This window comes from Shewanella sp. ENK2 (genome assembly GCF_043568515.1).
GTDB lineage: Bacteria > Pseudomonadota > Gammaproteobacteria > Enterobacterales > Shewanellaceae > Shewanella > Shewanella japonica.
The window spans coordinates 502,382-521,110 of the sequence record NZ_CP171406.1 but is presented as its reverse complement, the minus strand read 5'-3'; the positions used below and the strand labels follow the sequence as shown (position 1 = coordinate 521,110).

Annotated in this window: 14 protein-coding genes and 1 pseudogene; 7 read left to right on the top strand and 8 right to left on the bottom strand. The window is 40.9% G+C overall.

Annotation, left to right across the window (positions count from 1 at the left end; genetic code table 11):
• Window positions 1-48 precede the first annotated feature (48 nt).
• Window positions 49-321 (bottom strand): hypothetical protein, encoded by a 273-nt coding sequence (locus ACGEDC_RS02470; protein WP_394496235.1) that lies wholly within the window; start codon window positions 319-321, stop codon window positions 49-51.
• A gap of 343 nt (window positions 322-664) precedes the next feature.
• On the opposite strand from ACGEDC_RS02470, the gene ACGEDC_RS02465 reads away from it, so the two are divergent.
• The gene (locus ACGEDC_RS02465; protein ID WP_394496233.1) at window positions 665-1,615 is read left to right on the top strand and encodes an IS110 family transposase; all 951 of its coding nucleotides are present in this window, start codon (window positions 665-667) and stop codon (window positions 1,613-1,615) included.
• A gap of 450 nt (window positions 1,616-2,065) precedes the next feature.
• On the opposite strand, the gene ACGEDC_RS02460 is transcribed toward ACGEDC_RS02465, so the two are convergent.
• Together ACGEDC_RS02460 and ACGEDC_RS02455 are read right to left on the bottom strand one after the other, a co-directional pair.
• Entirely contained in the window at window positions 2,066-2,449 is a 384-nt protein-coding gene (locus ACGEDC_RS02460; RefSeq protein WP_394496231.1) for a DUF6678 family protein, read from the bottom strand.
• Between the two features lie 483 nt (window positions 2,450-2,932).
• Window positions 2,933-3,526, bottom strand: coding sequence for a tyrosine-type recombinase/integrase (locus ACGEDC_RS02455; protein ID WP_394498210.1), 594 nt, complete (start codon window positions 3,524-3,526; stop codon window positions 2,933-2,935).
• Window positions 3,527-3,869: 343 nt separating this feature from the next.
• On the opposite strand from ACGEDC_RS02455, the gene ACGEDC_RS02450 reads away from it, so the two are divergent.
• Entirely contained in the window at window positions 3,870-4,730 is an 861-nt protein-coding gene (locus ACGEDC_RS02450; protein ID WP_394496229.1) for a hypothetical protein, read from the top strand.
• 227 nt (window positions 4,731-4,957) lie between these two features.
• On the opposite strand, the gene ACGEDC_RS02445 is transcribed toward ACGEDC_RS02450, so the two are convergent.
• A complete protein-coding gene (locus ACGEDC_RS02445; RefSeq protein ID WP_394496227.1) occupies window positions 4,958-5,110 on the bottom strand; it encodes a hypothetical protein in 153 nt (50 codons plus the stop codon).
• Window positions 5,111-6,784: 1,674 nt separating this feature from the next.
• Here ACGEDC_RS02445 and ACGEDC_RS02440 point away from each other — a divergent pair.
• Genes ACGEDC_RS02440 through cydX form a run of 3 tightly spaced genes read left to right on the top strand, consistent with a single transcriptional unit; the run spans window position 6,785 to window position 9,635 of the window.
• A complete protein-coding gene (locus ACGEDC_RS02440; protein ID WP_065108577.1) occupies window positions 6,785-8,341 on the top strand; it encodes a cytochrome ubiquinol oxidase subunit I in 1,557 nt (518 codons plus the stop codon).
• A gap of 15 nt (window positions 8,342-8,356) precedes the next feature.
• Window positions 8,357-9,496, top strand: a complete 1,140-nt coding sequence (cydB, locus tag ACGEDC_RS02435) for a cytochrome d ubiquinol oxidase subunit II (protein ID WP_055025093.1) — start codon at window positions 8,357-8,359, stop codon at window positions 9,494-9,496.
• Window positions 9,497-9,509: 13 nt separating this feature from the next.
• A complete protein-coding gene (cydX, locus tag ACGEDC_RS02430) occupies window positions 9,510-9,635 on the top strand; it encodes a cytochrome bd-I oxidase subunit CydX (protein ID WP_063124246.1) in 126 nt (41 codons plus the stop codon).
• A 136-nt stretch (window positions 9,636-9,771) separates the two neighbouring features.
• Here the strand turns inward: cydX and ACGEDC_RS02425 are convergent, their stop codons facing one another.
• The 4 genes and pseudogenes from ACGEDC_RS02425 to ACGEDC_RS02410 all read right to left on the bottom strand — a co-directional run bounded on the left by ACGEDC_RS02425 (window position 9,772) and on the right by ACGEDC_RS02410 (window position 16,746).
• Window positions 9,772-10,248: a DM13 domain-containing protein gene (locus tag ACGEDC_RS02425; RefSeq protein ID WP_055025092.1), complete on the bottom strand. Its 477-nt coding sequence runs from the start codon at window positions 10,246-10,248 to the stop codon at window positions 9,772-9,774.
• 141 nt (window positions 10,249-10,389) lie between these two features.
• Window positions 10,390-12,393: a methyl-accepting chemotaxis protein gene (locus ACGEDC_RS02420; RefSeq protein WP_394496223.1), complete on the bottom strand. Its 2,004-nt coding sequence runs from the start codon at window positions 12,391-12,393 to the stop codon at window positions 10,390-10,392.
• A 170-nt stretch (window positions 12,394-12,563) separates the two neighbouring features.
• The gene (locus ACGEDC_RS02415) at window positions 12,564-15,638 is read right to left on the bottom strand and encodes an efflux RND transporter permease subunit (protein ID WP_394496221.1); all 3,075 of its coding nucleotides are present in this window, start codon (window positions 15,636-15,638) and stop codon (window positions 12,564-12,566) included.
• Window positions 15,635-16,746: pseudogene (locus tag ACGEDC_RS02410) on the bottom strand (efflux RND transporter periplasmic adaptor subunit). Before ACGEDC_RS02410 ends, ACGEDC_RS02415 begins: the two are co-directional and overlap by 4 nt.
• Window positions 16,747-17,116: 370 nt before the next feature.
• On the opposite strand from ACGEDC_RS02410, the gene ACGEDC_RS02405 reads away from it, so the two are divergent.
• Both ACGEDC_RS02405 and ACGEDC_RS02400 read left to right on the top strand, forming a co-directional pair.
• Complete coding sequence (locus ACGEDC_RS02405; RefSeq protein ID WP_394496219.1) at window positions 17,117-17,623, top strand: TetR/AcrR family transcriptional regulator; 507 nt, start codon at window positions 17,117-17,119, stop codon at window positions 17,621-17,623.
• Between the two features lie 159 nt (window positions 17,624-17,782).
• Window positions 17,783-18,712, top strand: coding sequence for a DUF6268 family outer membrane beta-barrel protein (locus tag ACGEDC_RS02400; RefSeq protein WP_394496217.1), 930 nt, complete (start codon window positions 17,783-17,785; stop codon window positions 18,710-18,712).
• Window positions 18,713-18,729: the final 17 nt, after the last annotated feature.

The following is an 18,729-nucleotide window of genomic DNA, read 5'->3' as shown; positions in this document are numbered from 1 at the left end:
AGAAATGAGTTAGAAGTATCTAGTTAAAGTTGACAGCTTGAACTCTTGTTAGTTGTACTTTGTAATAAGCTCATTAACCCAGCTTTTTAAATGAGGAATGATATTATCGCTTACTGACTCAAAACCTTCTTCTACGAAATAACCTTCTGTTTCAATACGGTATTGCCAATCTCTAGACTCTTGGATTACTAAATACGGAATTGATTCAAGTGCCTCAATTGAATTTATAAATCTATTGGCAAAACCATCTCGATCTATTTTGTAATCGTTGTACTCGTCTATTTCAACAAGTAATCGTTGTAATATAGATTTATTAGACATCTGCTATCAGATTTCCCTGTACAGCTAACGCTCCAATAAGGGGCTAAAAATTGTTTGCTAAAATGTGTAGCGAAGCGAAACCGAGCAAACTGTGTGCAGTCCCGCTTAATTGGCTTGTATGGATAATAAACCCACCTAATTTAAAAATACTTCCCTGTTTCGGGTAATGTGAGACCCAGGCTTTAGCTGCAACTAAAGCTTTCCTTGTCGTAGTTCGATTGATTGCTGGCTCCTCTATTGAGAGACCGATAACAAGAAAGAACGCGACAAAGGACTCCAAGCAAAACACTCGAATAGTCTACTGGGTCTCGAACCCGCATTTGCAAGCAAGAGTTAGCTTATTATGAATTCAAAAACTAATCAAAATATTAACATCGGTGTCGATACGGGTAAGTTTCAGCTCGATATATATATTCGACCACTCGATATCTTTTTCACCGTCAAAAACGATGATAAAGGCATTAAAGAAGCTGTTAACCTCATCAAGAAACACCATCCTGAACGTATCGTTATTGAAGCAACAGGTCGCTTAGAAATGCCATTTATCATGGCCTGCGCTGAAGCAAATCTGCCCTTCGTTATTGCGAACCCAATACATATAAAACGATTTGCTGGTGCCATTGGTCAAAAAGCTAAAACAGACAGGCTAGATGCGCAGCTCATCGCTCATTATGGCGATGCGATTAAGCCTAAGCTATCTACTTTAAAGCCTGACATCATGCAGGCTATGAGCGATTTAGTCTCAAGACGCAATCAAATTATGGCAATGCAAACGATGGAGAAGAACAGGCTGCAAATTCTGCCGAAAGAGGTTGCGATGACCATCAAACCTATCTTAACTGTATTTAAAAATCAGATAGAAAAGATAGAAGCAAAAATAGTTAAACTCATCGAGTCCAACCCCGACTACCAAGCCAAAAATATCATTCTACAAAGCATGAAAGGAATAGGTAAAATCGCCGCTGCTTCAATTATCAGTAACCTGCCTGAACTTGGATATATTAATAATAAAGAAGCGAGTTCATTAGTTGGTGTTGCACCAATGAATAAAGAAAGTGGTCGCTTCAAAGGCCAACGAAAAATTCAAGGTGGACGGCATCAGGTCAGGACTGTTTTGTATATGGCAATGATGTCAACCATACAATCAAACCCTGTTTTTAAATCAACTTACCAACGTTTAGTCGCAGCCGGAAAACCAAAGAAAGTAGCCATTATTGCCTGTATTAGAAAGATGGTCGTGACGCTTAATTCAATGCTAAGAGATGGTGTGATGTGGGAAGCGCCAAAAGTATAAAATTAGCTATTGACGCCATAGTCTCTTGTTATACGTTTTTACAGCTACCTTTCTCTAGCTTGCCAACGCCTTTTACGTCGATAGCAGTAACGCTTAGCTCACTAAGTGCAACATATACATTTGCAAGAATGACTGGACCAGCACACACGTCTACGGCTAACAAAACACTTTTTACGTTTTGTTCTCTTAATTCGTTTATCAAAGACTTTGAATCTAACTTTTTCTTGTTACCTACTAGAGAATAACTTGATTCATTTACAAAAATTGTAACTTGCTCTTCCGCTATGATTGAAGTTGAAAAAACAAATAGAATTAGGAAAAAAACTTTAACATTTTGACTCCGAACTATTGAAACGTATAACGCCTATTTAAGGGGCTGATAATAGTTTGCTAAAATGTGTAGCGAAGCGAAACCGAGCAAACTGTTAGCAGTCCCGCTTTAAATTCTTGTTAGGTATACTCTTCACCGAAATTCTCGTAACACTTTGGAAAGTAACCCCAAATCCTGATTGTTGATTCAGTAGTTTCGAACTCAAAGCCAATTTTACTGACAAAAGTTAATACACTTTCAGTTAGCTCAATATCCATCCACTCAACGCAAAGTAGTGGAAATGGTAAGTGATAATACCACTCACTATCCCAGCCCGATATGTAGCCATTAACAACCTTAGTTCGGTAGCAAGGTGGATTAGGGAGTTCCCGCATTTCTGAGATGAGTTCATTCCATTTTGTGTTGTTGGCAGCACCAACTAATTGCTTTTCAGCAATGATCCTTTTAGCTTCTTTCACGTCCTTTTCATCGGACACTGCATCAGCCATTGGCAGAAGACTCATGTGTATACCTAACAGCTTATTATACGGCTCGCCTGATAAAGTCGGCCGTTTAAGTTATTGATTTATAACATCCTACATTTGTTATCTCATTGATGTAAAGCAATAAAAATCTCTTGGTATCCTAAATCAAACCGAGCTTGCGCGTTAAAGTCGCTTAAAAAATAAGTGATCAAATTTATTTCCAACATTATCAGACAATTATAGATTTTTAGTTAAGCATGAATTACGACTTTAGACTTATTTAGTGAGCTGTTTGATTTAAATTAAGCCAAATTCCATTATACCTGTATATAAAAACAGTTCATTAGATTGTGCAATCTAGGCTGTAATGAAGGCAACTGTAAAAGAGCAATTTCAATTAAATGTTGTATGGAAAACGAAGAGAAGCATTGTTAAATAGAGCTTTGGTTCTAACTAACTTTGGGGCAACAACTTGTTTGAATATCAGCTAGTGAGAACCCTATGAGATAGGGTTCATTTCAACTAACAATCAGTGCTTTCCGAAAGTAACAATGCATCTTCTAGTTCAACACCAAGGTAGCGGATTGTATTATCTACCTTTGTATGCCCAAGTAAAAGTTGTACTGCTCTGATATTTTTCGTTTTCGCATAAACTAATGTCGCTTTGGTTCGTCTCATCGAGTGCGTACCATACAAGTTTGGATCTAAACCAAGATTAGATGCCCACTTTCTAACAAGGCATCGATAGTACGAATAGCTAATTGGTTGCTGCTTCCGTCTTTGGCTTGGGAAAAGAAAATCGTTAGAATTTAGAGAAGCAATCAAAATCCATTTCATTAAACTTTGTTGAGTTCTTGTCGTGATTTCAAATTGAACTTCAATGTCTGTTTTTCGCTGAATATGCTTAACACGATTAAATATTCTATCTTGCGAAGAAATATCGCAAACCCTGAGGGGGAGCAAGTCACTAGCTCTAAGTTTACTGTCGATAGCTAAGTTAAGTAACGCAAGTTGCATCAAACTATTTTCAATCTCTAGCCTAGTTCTGATTCGCCAAATCTCTTCCAGTTGAAAAGGCTTTTTGACGCCACTTCGTTTCGTTTTGCTATAAAACATCATGATGACCTCCTTATTTAATTGGTCATCACGATTGTAGTTAGAAGGAAATGGACAGAACTTTGCCAGCCACTTTCCTAAATTAGTAATTTATGAATAAATACGGGTATTACAAAACCGCTAACTAAGTGACCAAGTTCACTCAGCCAATACACATAATGCAACCTATTCTTATACGGGCGGCAAATCCAAAAACTACAAACTGCTTATATTAATAACAGACCATCCGTATCTTATTTCTAGTATACTGCCTGCCACTCTAACCGTTCCAAAAGATATACAGTCAATGAGAATCCATAAGACCAAACTCGCTTCACTTTTATTGCTAGTACCAGCTTTGGCAATGGCAAAAGATGCAGTAACTGAAGTACCTGCAACAAAGAACTACGACTCATCCTATGTATGGCAGATAGATGAGGACACAACATTCTCTTTGTCTCGATACTGCGATGCAGATAGGAGCGACACTTTCACTTCATACGATGAGAGTCGTTGCCGAAACTCCCTATATGTTCGCAGCACTATGGCAATCGGTTCGAGAAATGGTTTTGGTAACAGTTATTCCGTGACGGTTTCTAATGGAAAACTTGGCGTGAGTACGAACACCGCTTTCAATAGGGTTGATTACAAGAAAGAGAGTGACTTAATTCAGTCTATGTTAGGGGAGTCCGATCCTATAGTTAGCGTTAGTGGTTATGGAAAGATACCTGATGACAAGTTGATCAAGCTTGAGGGGCTTAAATCTAATTACCATGGCGAGCACGACAAGTACCCAACATACACAGTTAAAAAGTCCGTTAAGTTGGTTGGCTTCAATGATGCTTACAACGATATTCAGGGTGCAGCCAAAGCCGAGTTCGATGCTAAGTTTGACGCTCAGAACCAAGAAAGGGCGTTAATGCTGATTCTGTTTTCTATCGCGGTCTTTGGTGGTGGTTGTGGGGTTTGGAAGTACGTCGTAAAGCCTGGTGCGAATAAGATTAGTAAAACAAGCAAAGAAGTGGCTGATAAACTAGAGAAGAACAAGGTCAGTAAGATTGCCAAAGAAGAAGCAATTCGACAGACCGTTCGTACTACTATCGAGGGCGACAATGCTGCGATTGCCGCACTAAAGACTCAGATTAAAGAAGCTCTGGATAACGACGACACAAAGACGGCGAAGATTCTGATGGAAGCGTTAGAGAAGATAGAGTTTAAAGACTGATGTTTCGTAAATAGCCGCTAGATTTAACGGCTATTTTTTTGTTCTTAAAGCTTAAACTTCCAAATTGAGTATGATGTCTTTCAGCTTAGCATGATGAAAAGTATGTCAAAAGGGATTTCCATAACTTGAGTCTTGGAACAGCTACAACTCACAATGGGGCAAAAAAGAGTTACGAGCAATAACTTTATACTTCAATTAAATTGACTCATTTTCTTAAGGTCAATATCTCAATCTAATCCATTGCCTGCCGCAGGCTTATGCGCAGATACAACTGCGAGACGCAGCAAGTACATCCCTGTAAGCTCTGCCAAAACATCCATGTTTTGGATGCTCGCTGCTGCATCTACACTGGGGTTATTGTCTCTTCGATTTGACTGCATTCGTGACAATTAAAAGAGCTAAAAGACTCAATTTGAATTGAGCATTCAAGCCCAAGAATAATTTCAGAAAATAATTGTGGATACAAATGAACCTGCGGGTGCAATAAATCCCCATTGAAATTGCTGAAATGCGTTGAAGAAAATAGCGTAAGCCTGACAGGATGTCAGGCTAGCTTTAGTTGGCCATGGATGGCCTGTCTAAAGCGTTAGATATTTTCGAATAAGCATGAGGCTTACTCGTTTTGAAAGAGTAATTTCGTTGGGGCGGCAAGGGATATCGAAAAGGGAAATGCTGTTGTTTCCCTTTCGTCTGGTGTGGGCGAAGCGCCACGACGTTGACTTAATCCAAACGAAGTTTGGAAATTTAGGATTAAACCCAGATATCAGAATCAGGTGTGGGCGAAAGCCCACGACCTTAATCCAAACGGAGTTTGGGCAATAGCTCAAATCACAGCCCAAAGTTGATCAAAAGCTTAATATCAAACGTATGTTTGAATAGTTCTTACTTTGAATTTAGAAAGTTTAGATATAGAAGCTTTAGATATAGAAACTTGAGATAAAGAAAGACATTGATGAGGGGGTATTAAAAAGCCCCTTAGAATCGAAACTCTAAAGGGCTAGTCAATGCTCTTTGTTGCAAGTCATCTGCAAGAGCTGTTTTGCGCTAACAAAACATCAAGGGTAACGTCCAATAGCGTCAGCAAGCAATTGCATACTTATTCTATCTTTCGTTGTATTGCTGCTAATGGGTGTCTAAAGCTAAGACACAAACGAGAGCAACAATATAAAACGGTTTAGTACGCTTGGTACATTTCAACAAATACTTTTTTGTAGCTGTTGATGAAACGCTCAAATAATTTAGTCATGTGCTAAATCTCCACTCAGTAATATTAAAATTAGTAGAGTTGGGGATGCAACTTGATGTCCATTTTGTTCAAGTCCAATCGACCTTCTCTGAATACAAGGAGAATTCTATATTCTCCTTATAAAACACTCAAACGAAATAAATTAATCTTAGCTATTAGTATAACTTATCCGAAACTTAAGATTTATATTGGTTGAAATGTTTTTTGTGTTTTTATATTTCTGATTTTTAACGTTATTTGGTATTGGGCGGCATCTGTTTAGGTGTAGATAATCTAAGCCTTAAATGTTAAATGTTTATTTTTTGCTTTAGGAGGGCTTTGATTAGTTTTAGGTGGTTTAGAGATGTTGATTTTACAAAAATGTAAACAAATCCCTAGCAGTTATTTGGGTTTAGGTCAACACCTAATAAGTGGTACTTTGCGCCCATGCTCAAAACCCGTAAAAAACCACATTTTTATTGCTGAATATGTTGATTGGAGTCAAATTTCGGTGATATAAATTACAGGTCTACAGTATTTGGTTTTTTGTTTAAGTTATTGATATTTAATGATTAATCATTATTGGTGGTTTTAGTTTTGTAGTGTTAAGTCACTTTTTGCGCTTAAGTGTGATAAATGTCTCATTTACGAGGTGTTTTAACAAGATAAACTACCCACGAGATTGAGATGAAATAAAGCTTGTGTTTAACAAGTTGTTAACGTGGCAATGTTGCTACTTAAAGTATTTTAAATTTTTTCCTGCAATGGCACTTGTTGTGATTGATGGGAATCATCATGGCATTTGGATGTACCGAGTAAGGAGTCGCCAATGATTATTGAAGAGGTTGTAGAGCTGTCACGATTGCAGTTCGCGCTAACAGCCATGTATCACTTTCTGTTTGTACCTTTAACCTTAGGTTTAGCCTTTATTTTGGCGATCATGGAGTCACTTTATGTGATGACTGATAATCAAATTTATAAAGATATGACTAAGTTCTGGGGTAAGTTGTTCGGGATTAACTTTGCACTCGGTGTAACAACCGGTTTAGCAATGGAATTCCAGTTTGGTACTAACTGGTCATATTTCTCACATTATGTGGGTGATATCTTTGGTGCCCCATTAGCAATTGAAGGCTTAATGGCATTCTTCTTAGAGTCTACTCTAGTGGGTATGTTCTTCTTCGGTTGGGATCGTTTCAGTAAGCGCCAACATTTAGCTGTAACTTGGTTAGTTGCTATTGGCTCTAACATGTCAGCGCTATGGATTTTGATCGCAAACGGTTGGATGCAAAACCCAGTTGGGTCAGTATTCAATTACGAAACAATGCGTATGGAAATGACTAGTTTTGCTGAAGTGGTATTTAACCCTGTAGCACAAGTTAAGTTCGTTCATACGGTTGCATCAGGTTATGTTGCCGGTGCAATGTTCGTTCTTGCAATTAGTTCATACTACATCCTTAAAGGCCGTGACTTACCATTTGCGCGTCGTTCATTTGCGATTGCAGCAAGTTTCGGTATGGCAGCGATTTTATCGGTTATCGTACTGGGCGATGAATCTGGCTATAAAGTAGGTGAAGTACAACGCGTTAAGTTAGCGGCAATTGAAGCAGAATGGCACACTGAGCCAGCTCCAGCTGCATTTACTGCGGTAGGTTTCCCGAATCAAGAAAAAATGGAAACTGACTTTGCCCTAAAAATCCCTTATGCGATGGGTATCATTGCTACGCGTTCTTTAGATGAGCAAGTCACAGGTATCATCGACTTAATTGATGAACATGAAGTGCGCATTCGTAACGGTATGATTGCTTATTCATTCCTTGAAAGACTACGTGCAGGTGACGAAAGTCCACAACTACGTGAAGACTTTGAAGCGGTAAAAGGCGACTTAGGCTATGGCTTATTGTTGAAGCGTTATACTGAAAATGTAGTTGATGCGACAGAAGAGCAAATTAAAGCTGCTGCGAAAGACTCTATCCCTAACGTTGCGCCTATGTTCTGGTCATTCCGTGTGATGGTTGGTGCTGGTGTGATTATGTTATTCGTGTTTGCTGCGGCATTCTGGCAAAGCACGCGTCATAAGATTGAAGAAAAACCTTGGGTACTTAAAGCGGCGCTATACAGCTTACCACTACCTTGGATTGCGATTGAGTGTGGTTGGTTCGTGGCTGAGTACGGACGTCAACCTTGGACGATTTCAGAAGTGTTGCCGACCTTTATGTCTGCATCAAGTCTAACAACGTCTGATCTATGGTTCAGTATCATTTCTATCACTGTGTTCTACTCGATTCTATTAGTGATTGAATTGTTCTTAATGTTTAAGTTTGCTCGTCTTGGCCCATCAAGCCTTAAGACTGGTAGATATCATTTTGAAAACCAAGATGCTTAATCTGAGGACCTGATTATGTTTGATTATGAAATGCTAAGATTTATCTGGTGGGCTCTGGTTGGCGTATTGCTAGTTGGGTTTGCTGTGACAGATGGTTTTGATATGGGTGTGGGTGCGTTATTACCTATCATTGGTAAAGATGACACTGACCGCCGTATTATGATCAACACCATTGCTCCTCACTGGGATGGTAACCAAGTTTGGTTAATCACCGCTGGTGGTGCGTTATTTGCTGCTTGGCCTATGGTTTACGGTGTATCTTTCTCTGGCTTCTATGTGGCTATGATGTTGGTACTGTTTGCGTTATTCCTACGCCCTGTTGGTTTTGATTACCGCTCAAAAATTGAAGATCCAAGATGGCGTAAGTCGTGGGATTGGGCGTTATTCGTTGGCGGATTTGTTCCACCACTGATTATCGGTGTTGCGTTTGGTAACTTACTCCAAGGCGTACCGTTTAATTTTGACGAATTTTTACGTGCGACATACCACGGTGGCTTAATTGGTTTATTAAACCCATTCGGTTTACTTGCTGGTTTAATCAGTGCATTAATGGTGATGATGCAAGGTGCATCATGGCTACAAATGAAAACTGAAGGTGAGCTACGTGTTCGTGCTGCTAAAGCGGCGCAAATTTGTGGCTTACTTGTGACGGTACTATTTGCTGCTGCAGGTGTTTGGTTAGTTAATGGTATTGATGGCTATGTTATTACTTCGGTAATTGACACTGCGGGCCCTTCAAACCCAACGACTAAAACCGTTGCTGTTGAAGCTGGTGCTTGGTTAGCTAATTACGATAAATACCCGCTAACAATGTTATTCCCTGTATTGGGTCTAGTTATGCCGATTCTTGTATTGCTCGCTAGTCGTTTGAATCGTAGTGGCTTTGCATTCTTATTTAGCTCACTCGCTATTGCAGGTATTATCGTGACATGTGGCGCAGCAATGTTCCCGTTCATCATGCCTTCATCGCTTGATCCAAACGTGAGCTTAACGATGTGGGATGCCACAGCAAGTGAAATGACTCTGAACGTTATGACTTGGGCTGCGATTATCTTTGTACCTATCGTATTAAGCTACACCATTTGGACGTACTTCAAGATGTATGGTCGTCTAAACCGTGAGTTTATTGAAAAGAACAAAGCGTCACTTTATTAATTAAGGAGCCATTATGTGGTATTTCTCTTGGATACTAGGTGTATTACTAGCCTGTGCTTTTGGCATCATTAATGCGCTTTGGCTTGAAAACACTGAAAACTTAGATCGTATCAGCGAAGCTGATGCAAAAGATAAGTAAGTAATTTGAGCTGATAAAAAACCCTGCCATAGTGCAGGGTTTTTTATTGCTTTATTAACTCAATGAAGGCCAGCTGTTCATGTTAACTCTTAATAGGAACACTCTAAAACGCGAATTGATTATGGGTTAATTGTTTTTATTGATATTGAGCAGCAGTAATAAATTGGCCGAAACTTTCGCACCAAATAATGACGGTATTGTAATCGCCAACATCAATATCCTTTGTAATTGGCACTAAAAAATTATCGAAGGTTTTGACGTCAGCCACTTGCACCATAGAGGACTTTAGGCGGTTAAAGTCGGCTTCTGTTTCAACAAACTCTTTAGCAAGGTATACCTTAAAGTCAGGCCCAGGCGATAGCTTACCGTTTAAGGTAATGTAATCATCGCCAATCATCACTGTTCCTTCTCCCCAGTGCAGTGCATCGCTGTCTTTAAGGTCTCGAGTGAACTCTGCTGTGTAGCGTTGTTGGGTATCTAACGATGCGACTTTTTCACTTGAAGGCGCATCAGGCGCAGTTAAAATCGGTAAGGCATAAATGCCACCACCAAAACCAATAGCAAGAGCCAAAGTGTGAGATGCGAGAAGGGCAGCGAGAGTTCGTTTTTTCATATTGATTCCGTTTTTAACACCATGGACTAACATCAAATACACTGTGTGTTAGGCTGTTTGTTCAAATAAAAAAGGCATGTACCTATGGGACATGCCTTTATAAAGACCTGAGTTATCAGGATATTATTTCAAAGAAACGCATTAGATTTTAAAGAAATTAATTTTAGTATTCAGTTCGCTGGCAAGAGAACTGAGTCCATCAGCCACATCGACGGTTTCGCTAGCGCGTTCTTGTCCTTCGTTTGCGAGTGTCGATATTTGATGTAGGTTACGGGTGATTTCGTCAGCGACTGCACTTTGCTGCTCTGTTGCACTCGCAATGCTGCTAGTGAAGGTGGCAAGCTCACCAATACTTACGGTGATTTGGCTTAACTGTTCACTGGTCTCAAAGCCTTGCTCTGCCGATTCAGTGCCGAGTCTATGGCTGTCTGACATTTGCTGGCTGGTAACCTTAACTTGCGCTTGCAGTTGGCCAATGGTTTTACTGATTTCGGAAATCGAACTTTGCGTGCGCTGTGCTAACGATCTTACTTCGTCAGCGACAACAGCAAAACCTCGTCCTTGCTCGCCTGCTCGAGCAGCTTCAATAGCAGCGTTTAGTGCGAGCAAATTAGTTTGCTCGGCAATACTATTAATCACTTCTGTGACCTGATTAATCGCTTCACTCTCTTTACTGACATTTTCAATGTTATCTTGGCTTTCATTAAGCTGGGTTTTAAGCGCATTCAGCGACTCAACAACGTCAGTAAGCTGCTTATGACCACTACGAGAGGATTGATCCACTTGTTGGCTTTTAGTCGCACCTTCATTGGAATGATTTGCCACATCACGAATAGAGGCTGACATCTCTTCAATTGCTGTGGCAATTTGGTTCGTTTGCATCATTAATGATGCCGATTCATCGCCATTTAACCTTGCCATCTCTTGGGCTTTTTGAGCCTGTGAATCAAGGTTTTTCACTGAGTGCTGCAGCGAGAAAATCAGCTCTTTTAAGTTGTTTGACATGTCGGCAGCACTGAGCGTAATTAAATCAATTTCGTTCTTGCTATTAGGATCACTGACTTCAAATTGCTGGGATAAATCACCTTTACCTAAGGCTTTCAGTTGTTGCTGGAAACGCTGCAAAGGCGCTAATGCTTTTATTTGCAGAGCAGCTAATAACCCACTTATTAGCAGTATTCCTAATACGGCAACACCAGTGGTAATATACAAGAGTTGTAGGCTCTCATTATTAAGCTCAGCGGTTTGAGTTAATCCGATTAATGTCCAGTTCCACCCCGGTATATTGATACTGTTAGCAAACATTTGCTGTTGTTGGTGGTTAACGTATTCAACGCTTTGGTGGCGGCCCAATAATTGGTTGATGTCTAGGCCATTTAATATGTCGCTATTTAATGATTCACCCGTGGCGAAGTTGGGATGCGAAATCAGTCGTTGGTCATTGTTGCGCACCAACATGTAATGACCCGTTTCTTCAACTTTGAGATTATTAATTGTCTTTTGCAGTTCGGAAATTGAGTCGGTGATATCAAAACCAATATACAAAATACCGATGACTTCATTGCTGGCATTTTTGATTGGTCGGTAAACGGTCATGTAGTCTTTACCAAATAGTTTGGCGTAACCTTCATATTCATTACCGTTTATCAATGTTTGGTAGCCTGGGTGGCTACTACCTAGGTAAGTTGCCAATGCCCGTTTACCATCGGCTTTTTTCAGTGAAGTCGAAATACGAAGAAAGTCATCGCCGTCTTTTACAAAAATGGTGGCTGTGCCGCCAGTTAAGTTTGAAAAACGATCTACTTTACTTTTGGTGGCGTTAATTTGCTCTTTTTCATGTACTAGGGCAGGTGTTTGAGTGCTGTAAACTCTGACGGTGCGATCTGGTTTGTGAAAGTTTCCAGGGTACATTGCACGTAGTATGTCGGCATTACGGCGGGCTAGGGCAAGTAAGCTTGTGTACTGCAGCTCAATTAGCGCTGCATTGCTCTGCATTTGCTCGTTCATCGAGTCGATGGCTTTTTCTTTTAATACGTTTGATGAGCTAAAATATGACACGGAAGAAATGATGCTGAAGACTAACACCGTCAGCGCTAAAGAAAAGTACGTTATTTGTTTTGTTAGAGACCAACTTCGATAGTTCATTTGATAGTTTCCGAATTAAAGGTCACTCCAATCTAGAGCAAATAAGACCAAGATGACTTGATTGAGATCATGTCTAGATTGAGTAAATTCGTGAATGAGTAATTGGCGATTCTATAATAAAAAACGACGCATTAATGCGTCGTTTTTTTGTTGGTTAGTAGTTGATTATATTAAACTTGTACCGGCGACAACATTTCAGAATTCTGTTGTTTTTTCTTCATTAAAATAAGGTACATGGTGGGTACCCAAATAAGTGACAGCATGGTGGTTAGTAATGTGCCGCCCGCAATTGCAATGGCAAAGGGTGGCCAGAATCCACCGCCAGCAATGATCAAGGGTAAAAAGCCGCCAATGGTGGTGATAGTGGTTGAGCCAATGTGTCTGCCACAGCCACTCACTAAGGCAATAATGGTGTCTTTATTGCCTAACCGAGCCTCTGGTACGTCTTCTAATTCAGCTAAAATCACAATAGCAGCGTTAATTGCCAGACCCATTAGGCCCAATAAGCCAATGATGACGGTAAAGCCGAACGGATAACCAAACAGATAAACGGCTAGTAAGCCAAGCCCAGCAGATTGGAAGGCACTGAGTAAGATAATGGCGGTTAATCTAAATGAGTTAAACGATAACACTACAGTGGCCAATAGCAGTGTCACTACCACGACGATATTGGACAGCAAATTACCAACGGCTTCGTCTCGTTTGGCACTTTCACCACCAATTTCAAGATGATAACCAGACGGTAACTCAATTTGTTCTAACTTTGTTTTAACGTCATTAAGCACCTTACCGGGCAAAACCCCACTGACAATGTATGCTTCTATTGTGTTCACTCGCTCGCCATTACGGCGAGGAATACCGCCACGACTAACATTAATTTGGTTTTGTGATACTGCTGAAAGCGGGATGGTGTCCCCTTGGCTAGAGACTAAGTTAAGTTCTGCTAGACGCGTTGCTTCTTCTCTAGACGTATCAGCAAGCCTAACTCGAACAGGTAATGACTCCGTTTGCTCTAAAATGCTGCCGCCAATAATACCTGTGGTCGCCATTTCTATTTGCTTAGCGATATCAGATAAACTGAGACCACTCATTAAGCTGGCATCTTCGTTTATTTGTAACCAGACTTTAGGTGATCCTGCACTCAAGGTGGCACGGGTATGAATCACATCCTCTGTTTCCATTAGTAAGCCACGGGCTTGCTCGCCTAACTGGTTTAATGTATCCAATGACGGGCCATAGATCCGCAGTTCTACTGGTGCATTAAATGGTGGGCCTTGTTCAAGCTTTCTGACCAAGATTTGTGCCTGAGGGAAGTCAGCATCAAATTCTTGTTGCAGCGATAAAATCAATCTATTGGCAGCGTTAAAATCAGTGACTTTCACCATAGCTTGAGCATAGTTTGTTGCCCCTTGCTGACGTTGGGTAAGGTTGTAATAAAACGAAGGTGTATTACCGCCAACCACCCAAGTGATCATTTCAACATCGTCAATCGACTCAAGACGTTCATCAATGCTTTTAACTTGTTTAAGGGTGTTATCTAGGCTGACGTGAGGCGCTAAATAGACTTCAATTTGGAACATATCTCGGTCTGAAGGCGGAAAGAATTGTTCGGTCATTTTAGTCGAAGCATAAAAGCCCGATACCGGTAATATTCCGATGAGTATGGCTGTGAGTAAGGGTTTTGATAAGCCAAAGCGTAAACTGACTTTAAAAGCGTGTCCTAGGCGAGGAAAGGCCATGCCTTTTTGGTACCAAGCCATGGACTCGTTATCTTGACTAAAGCGTCCCGCAAGGCCTGCAATAATCGTGTGGGAAATGAGGTAAGACCCTAACAAAGCGAACATGACTGAAATAGCAATGCCACCAACAAATTCACCAGCAGCGCCTGGCATGAGTACAATTGGCGCAAAAGCTAACATCGTGGTGATAGTAGAGCCTGCTAAAGGCAACCAAAGGTGATGCAAGGTTTTACTCACAGCCTCAAGCTTGGTTAGCCCTTGCTTGCGGCGCTGGGCAATGGCATCGACAATCACAATGGCGTTATCGACCATGATCCCAAGAGCAACCACTAAGCCTGTGACTGACATTTGATGGATGGGTAAGCCGGTGTATTTCATGCAAGCAAGGGTGAAGAGCGCAGTTAGTGGTAGTGATAGCGCCACAATAACGGCGTTACGCAGCCCGAGTGTTAACATTAGTACAAAAAGAATGATCAAAAAGCCTTGGATCAGATTGATGACTAAGTCGCCAAGACGAACACTGGTATAACCTTGTTGATCAAATAGCCATTGCACCTCAATGTTAGCAGGCAGGTTTGCACTATAGCTTTCAACTACCTGACTCACTTGCGCTTGCCATTTATCAACACGGTTATTATCAATCATACGTGCTGAGATTAGTACCCCAGGTTCGCCATTAATTAAGGCGATGCTGGTAGCAGGGGTTTTCGGTTGACGACTGACATTCGCCACGTCACCAAGGCGAATAATCTGGCCGCTTGCATCAATTTTTAGCGGTACTTCGCTGACCCGAGTAATGGAATCTAGCTCACCTGATACCTCAATTAAGGCTTTAAATGTGGCGTTATTGATTTCACCTGCTGAAATTTTACTGTCAGCGTTTGACAGAATGCTTGCAATGCTTGCTGGGGTTAACTTGAGTTGGCTGATTTTATTGCCATCAAGTTCTACTAATATTTCTTCATCAGGTGTGCCTGATAATTTTACAAAGTCAGTGCCGTTTAATACCCGAAGTTTGCTTTGTAATTCTTTAGCGTAGCGGTTTAGCACATCAGTACGGATGGGGGTGTCGCTGTTCCATACCAAGCCTAAAATGGCAGTGTTGGCATAGCCTGTTTGATCGTCCAGTAAACTATTTTGCGCCGATGTAGGCAGTTGATATTTACTGTCTGCAATGAGATCTCGGGCTCTAGACCATACGGGAGCAGTATCAAGTACCGTGTCTTTTAACTCCAATTGAATCACTGAAATGCCAGGACGGGAAGTGGATTGAACCAGCTTTAGCTCTTCTAGGCGGCGCAGCTCATTTTCTAATACTTCAGTGACTAACGCTTCGACACGTTCAGCTGAAGCGCCAGGGTACTGGGTAATAACCGAAGCAAAGCGATTGGTTATGGTGGGATCTTCTGTGCGAGGCAAACTACTAATAGCGCCTAAACCAGCCACCAATAGTAATGCAATCATAAGACTGGCGAGTCTGCCGTTTTCGACAAAGGCCTTAATCATAATGACCTCGCCACAGTCTCAGAAGTGGGATTTACACACTGTCCTACCACCAGTTTATGCAAGCCTTGAGTAATAATTACATCGTCTTTTTGAATCGCACCATTGATGTAAGCTTGTTTTTCTGTGGTATATAAAATATCAACGTCTCGGCGTTCTATTCGGGCTTGTCCTTGTTCATTTTTCGTGACCACAAAGACATTCCATAAGCCTCTAACACCGTCGGTAAGCGATGAGATTGGCACCCAATATCCCGCATCAGCAATTTGCTGTTGATACTCAAGGTAGGCAATTTCGCCATTAATCACTTGGCTATTGTTGGGTAAGTCGATACGTAATTGAACAGTACGAGTGACAGGGTCTATTTCGGCGCTGATACCAGCGATTAAGCCTTTATGGGTTTTGTCTCCAATGCGAATATCAACGACTTGATTTGATTCAAGCGTTTGAGCGACGCTATGGGGAACACCAATATAGGCTTGCTGTTGATTTGTGCCGATTAAGGTAAATACTGGGCTACCTAACGCGATCACTTCACCTAAATTATGATGACGTTTGCTGATGGTGCCATTAAATGGAGCGACTAATGTTGATTTCTCAAGTTTAAGTTCTGTGGCGTATAGCGAGGCTTTAAGGCGTTTTTGATTGGCTAAAAGACTAGCGACTTGCTGCTGGGTTTCATCGAATTGCTGCTCAGAAACATACTGCTTTTTTTGAGCTCAATGGAGCGTTCCAAGTTACTTTGGGCTAAATCTAAATCCGCTTGGGTTTGTTGCAGTGATGCACTTAATTGTTGCTGCTCAGCTTCAAGTAATTGGGTGTTTAAGGTGGCAAGCTTTTGCCCTTTAATCACAGCATCACCGCTGTCGACGATAATGTCACTTAGCTTGCCTGCAAGTTCAAATCCTACACCTGTGGTATCAGCTGAGCGGACAGTGCCTGTGTAACTTTGCTGATGTTGATAACTTGAATTAAACCGTAAGGGTTGGGTGATGACATTCGGCACAGCCACAGAAGGCGTTGGGATGGTTTCATCATTGCCGCAACCACTTAGCAGCAAAAATGAAATGACAATACTGAGTGCGGATAATGAACGCGTCGCTGTTTTCATGGGAACATTCCTATTGCTAATGCAACTTCCAAGGCAAATCATAGCTATTGTATTGACCTGCTAATGACATCTGTGTGATGCTCAATAATTAAAACTAGACTGTCTAGTCCATTTTAGGCTTAGTTTATGGTCAAAAAACTAGACTGTCCAGTCTAATTTGTGATTAAATGTTATCGTTGTTGTTTAGTTGTAAAGCGATAAGGTGCGCCTGTTGAGACAAAAAAGAAGAGTTTATGAGCAAAATTTCTGATATTCCAGTGACATGTAATCATGACTTGCCGCGAACAAGAAGTGAGCAAAAAAAGCAACGATACTGCAATCGGCCATTGAGCTTTTTTGTGTTCAAGGCTTTCCGAGCACCAGTATGGATATGGTGGCGAAGAAGGCAGGCGTATCAAAGCAAACGGTTTATTCTCACTATGGCTCTAAAGATGAGTTGTTTATTGCTGCTATCGAATCTAAATGTGTTGTTCATCAGTTAACGGGCAATTTACTAGAAGACGCGACAAATCCTGAAAATACAATTCGTACCTTTGCGCACCAGTTTGGCGAGCTAATCATTAGTGATGAAGTCGTTGCTGTATTCAAAACCTGTTTGGCTCATGCTGAAACTCACCCGAATTTATCCAAGCTTTATTTTGATGCTGGCCCAAAACACATATTGGGCTTATTAAGTGAGTACTTGGATGAAGTCAACAAACAAGGCGTTTTTTATTTTGAAAAGCCGCATGACTGTGCTGTGAGGTTATGTTTAATGTTGTTTGGTGAGGTAAAGCTTCGACTAGAGCTAGGCTTAGATGTGAGCGATTTAATTGCAGATCGAGAGCAATATATCAACGATAGCGTTAACCTATTTTTAACGGCTCACCGTATTTAAGATTTGAATGTAAATCAGTGCTTTTGTGTCATGCTAAAACTGTGTAATATCTCATAATATATTGAAATTGTGATCCAAATTGGTAGTGCCTTGGTATTACCTTTTGCTATTGAGTATTAATCATTTCGACCACAATAATAATGAGAAAGGATGCCGTTAATGAAAGTTATTCCCAGCTTGTTCCAGGCAAATCTGCTTGATGTAAATTCTGTTAAAAAAGCAGTCAAGTTAACAGCGCTTGCTGGCCTGCTCCTCGCACCTCAAGTTATCGCGAGAGATTACTCTCCTTTTAAATTTCATGTATCGCGCACCTCAACTGAAGCGGCGCAGGTAGGCGAAACTAATACCGAATTACAACGTGATGTTTGGCGCTTAAAGTTATCCGGTTCTATGCCTATCAATAAAGAATGGATGATCGGAGCTAATATTGGCTACGATAATCTAGACTATGGTTTTAAAAGTGTGGACTCAGGTCTCCTGAATAATCAGGTTGCGCCTTGGAGCTCAATCAATAAATACAGCGCTGGCTTGTCACTTATCTACCGTCCAAATGCCAGTTGGATGTTTATGGTCGCGCCTAAACTGCAATACTCTTATGCCAATACTGCTTCATCTTCTGATGCACAAAGCTATGGTGTAGTTGGCTCGGCGATGTATCGTTTTGAGTCTGGCAACATGCTCGGCTTTGGTGTGGCATATCTTAATGATATTTCAGAAGTTAAAACCGTACCTTACATTGCTGTGCGCTGGAAAATTACTGATAAGTTAACGCTAGGTAACCCCTTTGAAGCGGGCTTTAGTGGACCTGCTGGTCTTGAGTTGACTTATAATTTGAATGAAAAGTGGGATTTTGGTTTAGGGACATCTCGACGCACAGAGCGCTTTTTGATTTCAGATGCAGAGCAAACCATTGAAGTGGAAGAGTGGGTGAGCTTTTTAAGAGCGGGCTGGAATATCAGTGATAAAGCGACAGTGAATGTTTACGGCGGATACTTCTTCAACAGCGAAATGGAGTTAAGTCAGCCTGAAGTGACTGATGAGCTAGAAAATCAAGCCGCAATTGGTTTAGCGTTCGATATAAAGTTTTAATCAGTCAATAATTAGAT

Bases quoted from the DNA above. Each gene is read 5' to 3' on its own strand.
- ACGEDC_RS02455 (WP_394498210.1), bottom strand. From the start codon at position 3,526: ATGTTTTATAGCAAAACGAAACGAAGTGGCGTCAAAAAGCCTTTTCAA.
- ACGEDC_RS02400 (WP_394496217.1), top strand. From the start codon at position 17,783: ATGAAAGTTATTCCCAGCTTGTTCCAGGCAAATCTGCTTGATGTAAAT.
- cydB (WP_055025093.1), top strand. From the start codon at position 8,357: ATGTTTGATTATGAAATGCTAAGATTTATCTGGTGGGCTCTGGTTGGC.
- ACGEDC_RS02470 (WP_394496235.1), bottom strand. From the start codon at position 321: ATGTCTAATAAATCTATATTACAACGATTACTTGTTGAAATAGACGAG.
- ACGEDC_RS02415 (WP_394496221.1), bottom strand. From the start codon at position 15,638: ATGATTAAGGCCTTTGTCGAAAACGGCAGACTCGCCAGTCTTATGATT.
- ACGEDC_RS02465 (WP_394496233.1), top strand. From the start codon at position 665: ATGAATTCAAAAACTAATCAAAATATTAACATCGGTGTCGATACGGGT.
- ACGEDC_RS02445 (WP_394496227.1), bottom strand. From the start codon at position 5,110: ATGCAGTCAAATCGAAGAGACAATAACCCCAGTGTAGATGCAGCAGCG.
- ACGEDC_RS02405 (WP_394496219.1), top strand. From the start codon at position 17,117: ATGGTGGCGAAGAAGGCAGGCGTATCAAAGCAAACGGTTTATTCTCAC.
- ACGEDC_RS02425 (WP_055025092.1), bottom strand. From the start codon at position 10,248: ATGAAAAAACGAACTCTCGCTGCCCTTCTCGCATCTCACACTTTGGCT.
- ACGEDC_RS02440 (WP_065108577.1), top strand. From the start codon at position 6,785: ATGATTATTGAAGAGGTTGTAGAGCTGTCACGATTGCAGTTCGCGCTA.
- ACGEDC_RS02420 (WP_394496223.1), bottom strand. From the start codon at position 12,393: ATGAACTATCGAAGTTGGTCTCTAACAAAACAAATAACGTACTTTTCT.
- cydX (WP_063124246.1), top strand. From the start codon at position 9,510: ATGTGGTATTTCTCTTGGATACTAGGTGTATTACTAGCCTGTGCTTTT.
- ACGEDC_RS02450 (WP_394496229.1), top strand. From the start codon at position 3,870: ATGGCAAAAGATGCAGTAACTGAAGTACCTGCAACAAAGAACTACGAC.
- ACGEDC_RS02460 (WP_394496231.1), bottom strand. From the start codon at position 2,449: ATGAGTCTTCTGCCAATGGCTGATGCAGTGTCCGATGAAAAGGACGTG.